Source organism: Marinomonas hwangdonensis (genome assembly GCF_003721245.1).
Taxonomy (GTDB): Bacteria; Pseudomonadota; Gammaproteobacteria; order Pseudomonadales; family Marinomonadaceae; genus Marinomonas; species Marinomonas hwangdonensis.
The window spans coordinates 81,834-96,450 of sequence record NZ_RIZG01000007.1 but is presented as its reverse complement, the minus strand read 5'-3'; the positions used below and the strand labels follow the sequence as shown (position 1 = coordinate 96,450).

Here is a 14,617-nt window from a genome sequence, read left to right as displayed (position 1 = left end):
TTTTGGATCTAACGCAGCACAACATCATACTGGTCTTGGGTGTAAACAGAATCTACCTGAAAGCGAATCGTTTTTCCTATGAAGGCCTCTAACTCCGCTACTGCAGCACTTTCTTCATCATTAAGCCTATCTACAACAGAGCTGGCAGCAAGAACAGTATACGTTTGCGAGTTATACGCCCGATCGGCACGTAAAATCTCGCGAAAAACTTCGTAACATACTGTCTCTGGAGTTTTTACCAATCCACTTCCACGACAGGAACGGCAAGGCTCACACAGTGTCTGACCCAAACTTTCGCGCGTTCTTTTTCTTGTCATCTCAACTAGACCTAACTCGGATACCCCCGTGATTTTGGTTTTAGCATGGTCGGTGTCGAGTACTTTTTCAAGCATACGCAAAACTTGGCGTTTGTGCTCTTCATCTTCCATATCAATAAAATCGATAATGATAATTCCGCCGAGATTTCTTAATCGCAATTGTCGGCCAATGGCCGTGGCAGCCTCAAGATTGGTTTTGTATATAGTTTCTTCAAGATTACGACTCCCAACAAATGCACCGGTGTTGACATCAATGGTCGTCATAGACTCCGTCTGCTCAACGATGAGATACCCGCCTGACTTAAGCTGCACTTTAGGATCCAACGCCTTTTGTATCTCATCTTCAACGCTGTAGATATCAAAAATTGGACGTTCACCTGGATAGTATTCTATACGCTCACGCAACTCAGGGATAAAATCTTCCGCAAAAGATTTGAGTTTAGCGTAATTTTCTTTGGAATCTATGCGTATTTTTTCCGTAGTTCGACCGACTAGGTCTCGCATAGTTCGTAAATGCAGCGGTAGGTCTTCATAGATAATGGAAGGAGCTTTTGCGTTCTGCATACGACGTTTAACAGATTGCCATAGACGTGTCAGAAACTTAATATCGGCTAGTATTTCTTCTTCACCTGCTCTTTCCGCCGCAGTACGCAGAATATAACCACTATTTTCATCCGCATCGGTTAACGCTCCTGACACCAATTGCTTAAGCCTTTCGCGCTCCGCCTCATCTTCAATACGTTGACTCACACCTACATGAGCCTGATCTGGCATGTACACTAAGTATCGAGATGGAATAGAAAGATGTGTCGTTAAACGCGCGCCTTTGGTACTGATGGGGTCTTTTGTTACCTGAACCACCAGTGACTGCCCCTCACGCAGATAATCACCTATTTGATCGCTTGGATTGACCGCATCGCGATGAGACACCTCTGAGACATGAATAAAAGCCGCCCTCTCTAAACCAATATCAACAAAAGCCGCCTGCATACCTGGCAAAACTCTCACGACTTTCCCTTGATAGATATTACCCACTATGCCTTTACGGCTGGATCTTTCGATGTAGACCTCTTGTAAAACACCATTCTCCACGAGTGCGACTCGTATTTCCATTGGAGTAACGTTTATAAGCACATCTTCATTCATATGACATTTCCTCAAGCGAATGAACGCCGAATTGCGCTAAAAGCTGCGCTGTTTCATATAATGGCAGTCCCACCACAGCTGAATAAGAACCCGATAAATGGCGAACAAATACCCCGCCTAACCCTTGAATAGCATAAGCACCCGCTTTATCTACTGGCTCTGTTGTTTGCCAATACTGACGTATTTCAATGTCAGAAATCTCACGAAACAAAACCTCTGTAGTCACACACTCTGTTAGAACATGATCTTGATTCAAATTAGACACGCACAGAGAAGTAATCACTTGATGGGAACGACCTGAAAGGCGACGCAACATAGTATGGGCGTCTTCAAAAGAGGTTGGCTTTCCTAATACGTCACCATCAATAACGACGCTGGTGTCAGATGCAATAAAAACAGCGTCCGATGAATGGTCGCCCGCTTGATGGCTATATTTTGCTATCGATGCCCGGGCTTTTTCTAATGCCATCCTAACGACATACGCTTCAGCTTGCTCATTGATATTTGGTGTTTCATCAATGTCCACAGGCAACACAAAAAACTCTTTAACTATGAGATCAAGTAACGCTTTTCTTCTTGGTGAAGCCGAGGCCAAAACAAGCATATAAACATCCTAAACTGTAGGAAAACATGATTTGTAAGAAAGCAAACCTATCAGAGTAATTAACGGATTGCGTATACTCGTCGCACACTTCGCAATATAGTAAACGACCAAGGCCACAATAAGCCCGTAATCACAGCAGGCATGAAAATAAGTAAAGTGGGTTCGGCATGACCTAAATAATGGTCTATCCAGAAGTCTATCAGCTGATTAATGCTCACCAGCATGCAAATAAAAACTCCTTGTTGCCATCGATGATACATTCTCAAACGTTTATAGAATACAGCACATGTGTAAGCAATAATAACGTAGGTAAGAGAATGTTGTCCTAGTATACCACCTTGTAACAAATCAACTAAAAGGCCAAGAAACCAGGCCAAACCTACACCAACTCGAAAAGGCAGAGCTATTACCCAATACAGAATAACCAATAATGCCCACTCAGGACGATACCAGACAAACTGCTCTGGGAAAGGGACTGCCTCAAGCATTAAAGCAATTAATAAGGTAATAGAAAAAACAATAATAGGCTTCATTCTGTTACTGCCTTGGGCTTGTCAATCAACATAACGTGTCGACTACGAGTTAATTGGGCAAGTGGAACCACAGCAATATCGGCGTACGCTTTACCCTGAGTGTAGCTAACACTTCTTACAACACCCACTGGATAGCCACTTGGGAATCGTTTATCTAAACCAGAAGTGGTTAGCACATCGCCTTTTTTAATGTCTGCAGTTCTCGGTACACTCATGAGTTCCAAACGTTTTAAGTCACCAGTGCCTTTAAGTATGCTGCGAAGTCCCGTTCTTGAGAGTTGCACGGGAACGAAATGACTTGCGTCTGCTATAAGTAGAACTCGACTACTGTAAGCTGATGTCTCAACCACCTGCCCTAACACGCCGGTTGCATCAAGGACAGGTTGACCAACATAAGCACCAGAAGAAAAACCCTTATCTATCATTAACCTATGACTATAAGCATTTTGGTCAAAACCAATTACTTCAGCCATAACAATTTTTTCATCCACACGCTGAGAAGCATCGAGTAATTCTCGCAGACGCATATTCTCTGCCTTTAAAGACTCAAAGCGCTGTTGTTGGCTACGTAATAACAGAATCTCAGACTGTAAAGACTGATTTTCACTTACCAAACCCTCTCGACTACCAAGATGATCTGCCGCCCAATTAAGAGACTTTTGAGGTGTATTGACTACTACCTGTATAGGAGCAACAAGTAAGGTCAAATATGGCCTTACTTGTGCAAAAGCAGAATAACGGACGTCAGCAACAATCATCGCTAGTGAAAGGATAATCAAGACAGTAAAACGGCTGCCAGATACCTTTCCACTGAATAAAAGCGAATTGTTAATGGGGAAGCTCCTATCCGTTATTCACTGTCTGCTGTGAAGAGTTCGGAAGCATGCTTGTCCATTAATTCTAATGCCATGCCGCCGCCGCGCGCCACACAAGTGAGTGGGTCGTCCGCTACGATCACAGGCAAACCTGTTTCTTCGCTGATCAAACGATCTATTTCTCTTAATAAAGCACCACCGCCCGTCAGTACTAAACCTGACTCACCAATATCAGCCGCAAGTTCTGGCGGAGATTGTTCCAGTACCGCTTTAATCGCCTGAACGATTTGCGCTAGAGGCTCTTGCAACGCTTCTAATATTTCGGTGCTAGTCAGCGTAAAGGAACGAGGAATACCTTCAGCCAAATTTCGACCGCGCACATCAATTTGCAGCTCTTCACCGGTGTGGTAAGCCATGCCTATTTCAGTCTTAATTCGCTCAGCCGTTGCATCGCCGATCAAGCTACCGTATTGGCGGCGTACATGCGTAATAATGGCTTCGTCAAAACGGTCTCCACCAACACGAATAGATTCGGAGGTCACAATACCGTTCAAAGAGATAATCGCAATCTCGGTTGTACCACCACCAATATCGATCACCATGGAACCGGACGCTTCAGCCACAGGCAGACCTGCACCTATTGCCGCTGCCATAGGCTCTTCAATAATATAGACTTCGCGCGCACCAGCGCCCAATGCCGACTCTTTGATAGCACGACGTTCTACTTGGGTGGATTTACAAGGCACACAGACCAGCACACGAGGGCTCGGTTTCAACCAGCTGTTCTCATGAACTTTTGCGATAAAATACTGCAGCATTTTTTCGGTAACATGAAAATCTGCAATAACACCATCTTTCATTGGACGGATAGCGGTAATGTTACCAGGCGTCCGCCCCAACATTCGCTTCGCATCAGTACCCACCGACGCCACTGTTTTTTGATTACCGTTATGCCGAATTGCAACAACAGATGGCTCATCAAGCACGATCCCTCGGTCACGAACGTAAATAAGGGTATTTGCCGTTCCTAAGTCGATAGACAAATCACTTGAAAACATTCCCCTGATTTTCTTAAACATGAATTCTTACACCCTGATATACGATACGAACAGCGTCAAAATGTAACAATGACAGGCCCATTGGGCAAGTTGAATCGTTGTAAAAACTGAAAAAGAATAGAGTATTACCTTGTTTCGACAATAATTTTTTGATCACAAAAAAAATGCTTGGTTTTTCACGCTGTTAGCTTTATAGACCAGAAACTTAGAGATACAATGACAGGCATTTACGATAATTAAAAACTAGGTGAAACATGTCCATAGACAAACAAGGCGTGCAAAAGATTGCACATTTGGCTCGACTCGCTCTCACTGACGAAGATGTCGATCAATACCAACACTCACTTTCTAGTGTCTTAGCGCTCGTTGAGCAGATGCAATCTGTGAATACTGATGGCGTTGAACCGCTCTCTAATCCTCTCGAGATGACACAAAGACTAAGAGAAGACAAAGTGACGGAAGAAAATCGTCGTGACGCATTTTTAGCAAACGCGGCTCAAACTGAAGCTGGCCTTTTCCTTGTCCCTAAAGTGATTGATTAAGAGAGTCTTACATGTTCGAACAAAGCATCTCAACGTTGGCGCAAAAACTGCGTGACAAAGACATTTCCAGCGTTGAACTAACACGCCATTTTTTAGCACGCATTGCTAAACTAGACACACAGCTTAATAGTTTTATTACGGTAGACGAGAAGAAAGCATTAGAGCAGGCTGTGGCGGCTGACCATTTATTAAAAATCGGACAAGCCACTGCTTTGACAGGCATACCGATAGCACACAAAGATTTATTTTGTACCGAAGGCACATTAACCACATGTGGTTCAAAAATGCTGAATAACTTTATTCCACCTTACGAATCCACGGTTACCCACCGCATTCAGCAAGCAGGCGCTGTCATGCTAGGCAAAACCAACATGGACGAGTTTGCTATGGGCTCCTCTAATGAGAATAGCTTTTACGGTGCCGTCAAAAACCCATGGAATCTCGATAAAGTACCAGGCGGTTCATCTGGCGGATCGGCCGCGGCTGTTGCTGCTGGCCTTGTGATGGCAACCACAGGCACAGACACAGGCGGTTCAATCCGCCAACCTGCCTCCTTTTGTGGTATTACCGGGCTAAAGCCGACTTACGGACGTGTGTCACGCTTTGGCATGATCGCCTATGCATCCAGCCTTGATCAAGCTGGCCCCATGGCGAAGAGCGCTGAGGACTGTGCCCATTTAATGCAAGCCATGGCAGGATTTGACGACAAAGATTCCACTTCGGCAGAAAAACCAACCGACGACTACCTAGAAAACTTAAACGCACCATTAACGGGTCTTATAATTGGCCTACCAAAAGAATATTTTGGTGACGGTCTAGACTCTAACGTAGCCAACGCCATCATGACGGCCATTAAAGAGTTTGAAAAGCTGGGCGCCACAGTAAAAGAAATTTCATTGCCCAACCTCCAATTGAGCATCCCATCTTATTATGTTATCGCCCCATCCGAAGCGTCTTCCAACTTATCACGCTTTGACGGAGTGCGTTTTGGTCACCGCTGCGAGAATCCAAAAGACTTACTTGATATGTATATGCGCACACGTGCGGAAGGATTTGGTACCGAGGTACAAAAACGCATCATGGTCGGCACCTACGCCCTATCGGAAGGCTATTACGACGCCTACTATGTAAAAGCACAAAAAATTCGTCGCCTAATCAAAAACGATTTCGTCAAGGCGCTTGAAGAAGTCGATGTGATCATGGGCCCCGTCGCCCCAACCACTGCTTTCGACCTTGGCAGCAAAACCAACGACCCTGTTGCCATGTATCTAGAAGACATCTACACCTTGTCGGTAAACTTGGCAGGCATTCCTGCCATGTCCATACCCGCTGGCTTTATTGACGGTATGCCGGTCGGGCTGCAGATCATGGGCAACTATTTTGCCGAGGCCAAACTACTTAACGTGGCGCATCAGTATCAACAACATACTGACTGGCACCTACAAACACCATCAATGGCAAAAGGAGCTTAAGCATGAACTGGGAAGTGGTTATTGGCCTTGAGATTCATACTCAGCTCTCTACAAAATCCAAGTTATTTTCGGGTGCCGCCGTTGGCTTTGGCGCCGAACCAAACACACAGACTACCCTCGTTGACTTAGGCATGCCGGGGGCATTACCTGTATTCAACAAAGAAGCACTTCGTATGGCCGTCATGTTTGGCCACGCCATCAACGCAGAGATTGGCATGACGTCGGTGTTTGCTCGTAAAAACTATTTTTATCCCGATCTTCCAAAGGGTTACCAAACCAGTCAAATGGATCATCCCATTGTCGGCAAAGGTTATCTTGATGTGATGCTAGACGATGGCACCACCTCACGCATTGGTATTACTCGCGCTCATTTAGAAGAAGATGCCGGCAAATCTTTGCACGAAGATTTCCAAGGCATGACCGGCATAGATTTAAATCGCTCTAGCACACCGCTGCTTGAAATCGTCTCAGAACCAGACATTCGCTCCGCAAAAGAAGCGGTAGCCTACGTTAAGATGATTCACTCTATTGTCACTTACCTTGGCATTTGCGACGGCAACATGGCAGAAGGCTCAATGCGTTGCGATATTAACTTATCACTGCGACCAAAAGGCCAAAAAGAGTATGGCACTCGTACAGAGATCAAAAACGTTAACTCGTTTCGGTTTATAGAAAAAGCCATTTATACTGAGATCGAACGCCAAGCGGATATTTTAGAAGACGGCGGTCGCATCATTCAAGAAACACGTCTTTACGATCCAGAGAAAAATGAAACGCGTAGCATGCGCTCCAAAGAAGACGCTAACGACTATCGCTACTTCCCCTGTCCAGATTTACTGCCAGTGGTATTGACGCAAGTATACGTTGACGACATCAAAGCAAGCTTACCGGAGCTTCCAAGCCAAAAAGCGGCTCGTTTCCAAAGTGAACATGGTCTAAGCGAATACGACGCTAACGTGCTCTCCTCCTCGCGCGCCATGGCGGACTATTTTGAAACCGCCAATGCCGTTGTCAAAGACCCGAAACTCACCGCAAACTGGGTCATGGGTGAGCTAAGCAAACTGCTTAACCAAGAGCAACTCGACATTGAGAATTGCCCTGTCAATGCAACCGCTTTTGGCGAATTGCTAGTACGCATTCAAGACAACACCATCAATGGCAAAACCGCGAAAGACATTTTGCAGGCTATGTGGGATGGTGAAGGATCAGCCGATGAAATCATTGAAGCGAAAGGCCTAAAACAAGTAACCGACACGGGTGCGATTGAAGCCATGATCCAGACCATCTTAAACGCCAATACTGCTCAAGTTGAGCAATACCGAGCATCAGATGAAGACAAACGGAAAAAAATGATCGGTTTCTTTGTTGGTCAAGTGATGAAGGCATCACAAGGCAAAGCCAATCCTGGAATGGTTAACCCAATACTTGTAAAAATGCTTAAAGGCGAGTAGCTGCCGATTACGGTTATAAAAAAACGCGCCAACGTAGCGCGTTTTTTTATCCCTGAATGATGCCGCGTCACTTATCAGATACGATTTGATCACGCCCGAGTCTTTTAGCCTCGTAGAGAAAATGGTCTGCTACCTTAATCATTCCCTCAAAGGACGCTTTTGGCTGACTGCATACTCCCACGCTAAAGGTCAAAGAAATCTTAGCGTCGGTGAATTCTTTGCATCGCAAACGCGTTAAAAATGTTTCCAACAGGTTGTGCATGGTCTCGCCATTAATTTCTGCGAATAAACAGAACTCTTCGCCGCCAAAGCGACAAGACAAAAAACCTGGGAAAGCGTCCTGAATTTCACGCCCAACCATTTTCAATATTTCGTCCCCAACAAGGTGACCATAGGTATCATTAATACTTTTAAAATGGTCAAGATCTAACATCGCCAAAGACACCGCTTGAGAGGATCGATGAAAAAGCCGCTCACCTTCGTCGAATAAACTGCGCCTATTCTTTAGACCAGTAAGAGAATCAACACTGGCAAGATTTCGTATCTTTACCAACATTTCTTGCGCTTCTAGGTTGTGAATAACACGACAATGAAACTCTTCATGGTAAAAAGGCTTTTTTAAAAAGTCGTTAGCACCAGCCTTAATAAATTTAGCTGACAAAGAACTGTCACCTTCTGCTGACAAACCCACAATAACCAAATCCTGAAAGCGGGTATTTTGTCGCAGCATACGTACGAGCTCATACCCATTTACCAAAGGCATATTGTGATCTGTGATCAACATACGAATTTCGGGCTCTTCTTCTAATTTCGCCAGGGCTTCTTGACCGTTTTCTACCTCAATCACATGAAAATGATATTGCTCTAATAGAATTTTAATAAAACGACGACTGGTTAAAGAATCCTCTGCAACCAACACCTTGATACCTTGGTTTTTGTGCAAACGTTCAATGACCTTAATAACGTGATTAAAAGAATATCGACTGTCCTTGGTAATGTAATCAAGCACCCCTTTGTTCAATAAACTCAAGCGCAAGTTATCATCAAAATTGCCTGTCAAAACCACGCAGGGGATATTTTTATCCAAAATCAGATCAACAATTTCACCATTTTCAGCGTCAGGGAGATTCAAGTCGACTATAGCCGCAAAGTATGAATCTTCCACTTGATTGAGCTTTTCCATCGCCTCGGCGTAGCACTCACACAATACAGGCACAAACAAGGAGCTTTGTGAAAGTAAATGGTTCAACACTTTCAATACAACAGCACTGTCCTCAACGACTAAAATTTTATGCTGAACTACCATTTATAAAAGCCTTACCCGAAAAAATGAGATAAAAAATAATTTAGTGATTTCTATTATCCCCTATGACCCAATCAGCCGATACTCTAGAATAAAGGCCAGATGTTATATTTTGTAAATTACGCTCATTCAGAGCATTACAAAAATACATGCTTTATTCAACAAGCGTGATATACGCTGGTTTTGTTTGAGATCTAATTTATGCAATGTCGACCTTTATGTGGTGCTTGTTGCACAGCCCCATCCATTACCTCTTACATTCCTGGCATGCCACAGGGAAAGCCCGCTGGCGTTCCCTGTATCCAGTTAACCGAGGCGTATCAATGTGCGCTGTTTAATGATCCAGCCAGACCCAAGGTGTGCAGCGAATTTAGCGCTGAAGAATACGTTTGCGGTAGCACTAGGCAATCTGCTATCGACAATCTAACATTACTTGAAAGCGAGACAAGACCCATTACAATTCTTACATTACAAAGGACTTACTAATGACCTCAAGCAAGCAACTCATATCCCTAATTTGCGTTAGCTTACTACTCGGCGCCTGTTCATCAAACAGCAACAAACAGTTTGTTATTGTCCCACCCAGTGAACAACAAATCGAAACGAATGTAAAAGAGCAAGTTGCACTTGCACTGAACGCGTTTACCCCCGTTGCAGGCCAAGCGCTCCCTAATAACACCGTTTTAGAAGCCTACCAAGCTCGAGGTCACGAACCCCTTTGGATCACAGACAAGACCATTAATTTGTCAATTTACAAATTGGTCGACATACTAGAAGAATCAAACACTCACGGCCTCAACCCTATTCATTATCATACCCACATTATTAAAGAGTACTTGGATTTAAAACAACCCACACCTCAACAACTCGCGGAAATGGATGTTATTGCCACTATCGCCCTAGCCAGTTACGCTCACGATGTCAGCAACGGCAGATATGAGCCGCAATTAATAGATCCCAATTGGCAACTTGATGCACCCAGTACCCACTGGAAAGACCTTTTGTTTCTTGAGTCTGCCACTACAATGGTCAATTCACTGCCTTTACTAGCACCAAGAAGCAGTCAATATCAAATTTTGCAGAAATGGCTAGTTTACTACCAAGACCTAGCACAAAAAGAAAGAGATATTTTTGTGAGCGCCGGCGTGCCTTTAACCATGGGTGACGAGGGACCTCGCGTGGCCCAGTTGAGAGCCAGGCTAATACAATTAGGTGACATACGCTTTTCAACTCGTAAAGTGGACGAAGAGCAATTTGATGTAAACCTTAAAGAAGCACTTATACGCTTCCAACAACGTCACCACCTAACCGCAGACGGTGCTGCGGGCTCAAGAACTATCCAGATGCTCAATGTTCCGTTAAGTGTCAGAGCCAAGCAAATCGCTTACAACCTTGAACGTTGGCGCTGGCTTCCTAGTGAGCTTGAAGCAAACCGAGTTTGGGTTGATCTGACCAATTATATGGTTGACGTACATCTGAACGGTGAGCTGACTTCCATGAAAGCCGTCATTGGCAAACCCGACCGCAAAACACCCGTATTTAAAGATCAAATGACTTACATGGTAACCAACCCTACTTGGCGTGTTCCACACAGAATTGCCAGGGAAAATCTACTCCCAAAACTGCAATCCGACCCCAACTACCTTGTTAAAAATCGCTATAAGCTTTATTCAAGTTGGGGAGTCGGGGCAAAAGAGTTAGACTCAACCAAGATTAACTGGAAAAGTATTTCGGAAGACAATCTGAGATTTCGTTTTGAACAGGAACCTGACGAGGGAAATGCGCTTGGTCAGTACAAGTTTATGTTTCCCAATAAACATGAAATATATCTTCACGACACACCTGCGAAACATTTATTTCGAGAAAATAGCCGTGCATTTAGTTCTGGTTGTGTACGCTTAGAAAACCCCAGCGAATTTGCTGCCGCCATAACCAAAGGCAGCAAGCAATTTACTGAAATGCAAAAATCTTTACAGGCCGCAAGCAACACGGTAATTTCGCTGCCTGTCTACATTCCTGTGTATCTTGTTTACTTTACTGTTGTTCCTAACATCAATGGCATGCCAGAATTCCGCGATGACATTTATCAAAGAGATCCATTAATGGAAGAAGCCATGGGCTACAGTGCTTTCAACTCTAGAGATTCAATCTAGTCTTATCTAAATGAAAAAAACCGGTAGAAAAGTGTCCAACTTTATGAGGGCACCTCATTTACCGGTTTTTTCTTTATCACTCACTGCTCAGACAGACATCAACAAACAATAATACACACAGTCACTTCTTCTCTATCATGATAAAGGTGTTTTATTTGATACTGATAGCTCACACCGGCTTTGCGAAGCAATTCATCCATTGCTTGCAAACACAAAGTGACTTCTTGATAACGCTTTTTCATTGGCAACTTTAGGTTAAAAATTGCGCGTCTTGTCCAGCCACTCGCCAGCCACTTTGCCATTAATTCAGCCACTTTAATAGGTCGCTCCACCATATCACAGACCAACCAATCAACCGTGTATGGCGGCTCATACTTAAAACCATCGGCTTTTTCATGCTGCACCAGACCAGTTGCCATAAGCTCTTTCTGCATTGGCCCATTATCAATGGCGATAACGTGAATGCCTTTTTTCACGAACTGATATGTCCAACCACCAGGCGCTGCACCCAGATCAACAGCAGTCATACCTTCCGTAAGATTGGCTTCACGTGCTTTTTCTGGCACAAACTGCAAAAATGCTTCTTCTAACTTTAACGTTGAACGGCTTGGCCCTGCTGCTGGGAAACGCAACCGACGAATTCCCATCGGAAACTCACTGCGACAAGCCGCGTAGGAAACACCCAAATACGCAGATTCACCGTCTAACATAAAGACATGATGACGAACCCCCACGGCTTTGTTACGTAATACCCCGGATTTTTTCCAGCCCTCACGCAGTGGCTTTTCGAGCTTTTTAATCAAATTAGATAACGCTTTTGCCTCGTTCGTGTCGGCGGTTTCAATCCAAATTTCTTCAGCTAAAGGTAACTCACGAGCGGCCGCCAGTAATGATTCAACACGACCACCCTGCTCCAATTCAATAACGTCGTTAACCGCAATAATCTGACGGGCAAAAATAAGGCGATTAAAATCCAATTGCTTAATTAAGGTTTCACCCGCGTCGGCTTGATCAAAGTTATACACAATGAAACCCGCATCGGCAACGACCTTAGCGTAGCCATAAAACCCTTTACTATTCGCCACTTCTGACAGCTCTGCCGCACAATCTTTTTCAAAACCCTGACGACAATAAACCAAAACATTTTTCATTAAAATTCCTTCTCAATTAGGCACAACACCCATTGAGTTATGTTAATTACTTTCTAGAGGGCCACTTCAATAAAGATTCATCAAGATGTGACGTGACAAACGCAGCAAGATCCAGTGAAAAAGCCTCACCATCATCGGGTAAACAAACATAACGTTTTTCTTCACCTTGCCAATCAAATTGCAACGCATAGGCATGAAGATACCCTCTGTCTGCTGCTTCCCCACCGTATCTAAAATCCCCTAAAATAGGTGCCCCTACACTCTTGAGCGCGACCCGAATTTGATGCGTTTTTCCTGTCAAAGGTCTCACTAAAAAAAGTCTATACCCTTGAAAATAAAAGGAAAAAAACTGCGTAATAGCAAGATTCTCGTTCTCTTTCGTGAGTTTCCATTGACCTCTTCTACTGGGCACCATTCCACCCGCAATAGTACCTTGCTTTTTTTTAGCTTTTTTTGTGGATAAGGCCAAATAGCGTTTTTCTATTTGATGCCGCTCAAACATTTTTCCAAACTCTGCGGCTGCAGCCGAATGGCAAGCAACAATAAGCAAACCAGACGTCATTTTATCTAACCGATGAACGGGGTAGAACGTCTGATTTGGATAGCTTAAAGCTAAAGACTGCATCACCCCCAGCTCATCAGACTCAGCATGGAAACTCATACCCGCAGGTTTATGAATCACCCAATAATCATCACAATAAAACATTACTTGAAGCAAAATAGCCCCACTACGAATTTATAAAGGAAAATTAGAGTAGCCAACAAGGTTATCCACAGAGAAAGTGGACAACTCATATGTCAATACACTAGGCAAAATATATCTAAAATTAACGGGCTGACTGAATCGAAATTCGATTTCGTCCACTGTGCTTTGCCTCGTAGAGCCCCTTATCGGCTTGGGCGAGAATCTCCTCATAACGCGATGTTTTTGGCGTAATCGAGGCAACACCAATACTAATGGTCACGGGTACAATAATACCTTTGTCGGTTTTTATCTCCATGGCCTCAACCGATTGACGCAAATGCTCCATGACGTATTCAGCCTCTCGGAGAGTGGTGTTCGGCATGATGACAATAAACTCCTCCCCTCCATAGCGACCTATTTTATCTTGCGAACGTATTACTGATGCCATGAGCGTAGAAACTTCAAATAACACCAAATCGCCCGCCTCATGACCAAAGGTGTCATTAATTTTTTTGAAATGGTCTAAATCGACAATCGCAAACACACATTGATCACGATTGATCACTGAGTCCGCAAAGATATTGACCGCATCAGCAAGCACTTTTCGCCTGTTTGCTAAACCGGTCAACTCATCTTTTTCAGCCAACACACGCAAGTGCTGATTGACGGATTTTAAGCGGTTCATCACCAGATGGATAACGACGGTAAAGTAAAAGGCAATGGCAAAAAACACCGACAGTATGACTACCCTTTGATCCTGAACAGTTAAATACACCCCCTTAGTATTAGTGAATTCGCAAATCAAAAATAGTAAAGCACAGGTAATCAGTATCCAATATTTGGCAATCCGCTGATCCGCTCTAAAAACCACAAAGGTGTAAGCCACGACATTTAGAAGCAACCAGTGAAAATGACTCGCCGTACCAAAATACATCAGACTGAACAAACCAATTTGCCCTATTTTCACCAAGGGCATGATTAACTGAGCCTGCGTAAAACGCCCTGTCTGATTGTACTTTAAACCGATTAGAGCAATCACGAGACCTAACGCCGATAGCGTAACAAGAGAATGCACTTCACGAGGGACAAACAATACCAACATTAAAACGCTGGTTGCACAAAATAGCAGGTAGGAAAAATTCACTACATGCTTTTGATTTAAATCGTTGCCATATTCTTCTTCAAAGCCCAAGTTGAGAAGTGTTTTGGTGACTTTTTTAATCGGAGTAAACACGCTACCTCTTACCTGATAATTTATTCAGCCTTGCTGCACGGCAAAATCAACACAGTCTGGATGAAACATTATAAACCGCTTAACACATACGGCTCACACAATAAAAAGACCTTCCCTGATTTAACACAAGAGAAGCGGCTTACCTATAATATC

At 43.9% G+C, this 14,617-nt stretch carries 14 protein-coding genes; 5 read left to right on the top strand and 9 right to left on the bottom strand.

The window, feature by feature from the left end; all coding sequences use genetic code 11:
• Window positions 1-8: 8 nt before the first annotated feature.
• The 5 genes from rng to EBI00_RS12125 all read right to left on the bottom strand — a co-directional run bounded on the left by rng (window position 9) and on the right by EBI00_RS12125 (window position 4,494).
• On the bottom strand, window positions 9-1,463 hold the full coding sequence (rng, locus tag EBI00_RS12145; RefSeq protein WP_123096206.1) for a ribonuclease G: 1,455 nt from the start codon (window positions 1,461-1,463) through the stop codon (window positions 9-11).
• The gene (locus tag EBI00_RS12140) at window positions 1,456-2,067 is read right to left on the bottom strand and encodes a Maf family protein (RefSeq protein WP_123096205.1); all 612 of its coding nucleotides are present in this window, start codon (window positions 2,065-2,067) and stop codon (window positions 1,456-1,458) included. Before EBI00_RS12140 ends, rng begins: the two co-directional genes overlap by 8 nt.
• 59 nt (window positions 2,068-2,126) lie before the next feature.
• Window positions 2,127-2,600 carry a rod shape-determining protein MreD gene (mreD, locus tag EBI00_RS12135; RefSeq protein WP_123096204.1) on the bottom strand — a complete coding sequence of 158 codons (474 nt, stop codon included), beginning with the start codon at window positions 2,598-2,600 and terminating at the stop codon, window positions 2,127-2,129.
• Entirely contained in the window at window positions 2,597-3,379 is a 783-nt protein-coding gene (gene mreC / locus EBI00_RS12130; RefSeq protein ID WP_277749214.1) for a rod shape-determining protein MreC, read from the bottom strand. Before mreC ends, mreD begins: the two co-directional genes overlap by 4 nt.
• Before the next feature lie 71 nt (window positions 3,380-3,450).
• Window positions 3,451-4,494, bottom strand: a complete 1,044-nt coding sequence (locus tag EBI00_RS12125; protein WP_123096202.1) for a rod shape-determining protein — start codon at window positions 4,492-4,494, stop codon at window positions 3,451-3,453.
• 233 nt (window positions 4,495-4,727) lie between these two features.
• Here EBI00_RS12125 and gatC point away from each other — a divergent pair, with 233 nt between their 5' ends.
• From gatC to gatB, 3 genes are read left to right on the top strand one after another with little or no spacing between them, the layout of a single operon-like run.
• Window positions 4,728-5,015, top strand: a complete 288-nt coding sequence (gatC, locus tag EBI00_RS12120) for an Asp-tRNA(Asn)/Glu-tRNA(Gln) amidotransferase subunit GatC (protein ID WP_123096201.1) — start codon at window positions 4,728-4,730, stop codon at window positions 5,013-5,015.
• Window positions 5,016-5,026: 11 nt separating this feature from the next.
• Complete coding sequence (gatA, locus tag EBI00_RS12115; RefSeq protein ID WP_123096200.1) at window positions 5,027-6,487, top strand: Asp-tRNA(Asn)/Glu-tRNA(Gln) amidotransferase subunit GatA; 1,461 nt, start codon at window positions 5,027-5,029, stop codon at window positions 6,485-6,487.
• A gap of 2 nt (window positions 6,488-6,489) precedes the next feature.
• Window positions 6,490-7,938, top strand: a complete 1,449-nt coding sequence (gene gatB, locus EBI00_RS12110; RefSeq protein WP_123096199.1) for an Asp-tRNA(Asn)/Glu-tRNA(Gln) amidotransferase subunit GatB — start codon at window positions 6,490-6,492, stop codon at window positions 7,936-7,938.
• A 67-nt stretch (window positions 7,939-8,005) separates the two neighbouring features.
• Here the strand turns inward: gatB and EBI00_RS12105 are convergent, their stop codons facing one another.
• Window positions 8,006-9,244 (bottom strand): response regulator, encoded by a 1,239-nt coding sequence (locus EBI00_RS12105; RefSeq protein WP_123096198.1) that lies wholly within the window; start codon window positions 9,242-9,244, stop codon window positions 8,006-8,008.
• 198 nt (window positions 9,245-9,442) lie between these two features.
• Here EBI00_RS12105 and EBI00_RS12100 point away from each other — a divergent pair, with 198 nt between their 5' ends.
• The gene (locus EBI00_RS12100) at window positions 9,443-9,727 is read left to right on the top strand and encodes a YkgJ family cysteine cluster protein (protein WP_123096197.1); all 285 of its coding nucleotides are present in this window, start codon (window positions 9,443-9,445) and stop codon (window positions 9,725-9,727) included.
• The gene (locus EBI00_RS12095; RefSeq protein WP_123096196.1) at window positions 9,727-11,394 is read left to right on the top strand and encodes a L,D-transpeptidase family protein; all 1,668 of its coding nucleotides are present in this window, start codon (window positions 9,727-9,729) and stop codon (window positions 11,392-11,394) included. The genes EBI00_RS12100 and EBI00_RS12095 overlap by 1 nt, the downstream gene beginning before the upstream one ends.
• 98 nt (window positions 11,395-11,492) lie before the next feature.
• Here EBI00_RS12095 and rlmM read toward each other — a convergent pair whose 3' ends face one another.
• The 3 genes from rlmM to EBI00_RS12080 all read right to left on the bottom strand — a co-directional run bounded on the left by rlmM (window position 11,493) and on the right by EBI00_RS12080 (window position 14,464).
• Window positions 11,493-12,545 (bottom strand): 23S rRNA (cytidine(2498)-2'-O)-methyltransferase RlmM, encoded by a 1,053-nt coding sequence (gene rlmM, locus EBI00_RS12090; RefSeq protein ID WP_123096195.1) that lies wholly within the window; start codon window positions 12,543-12,545, stop codon window positions 11,493-11,495.
• Between the two features lie 46 nt (window positions 12,546-12,591).
• Entirely contained in the window at window positions 12,592-13,263 is a 672-nt protein-coding gene (locus EBI00_RS12085; protein ID WP_123096194.1) for a TIGR01621 family pseudouridine synthase, read from the bottom strand.
• 109 nt (window positions 13,264-13,372) lie between these two features.
• Window positions 13,373-14,464 (bottom strand): GGDEF domain-containing protein, encoded by a 1,092-nt coding sequence (locus EBI00_RS12080; RefSeq protein WP_123096193.1) that lies wholly within the window; start codon window positions 14,462-14,464, stop codon window positions 13,373-13,375.
• Between the last annotated feature and the right edge of the window lie 153 nt (window positions 14,465-14,617).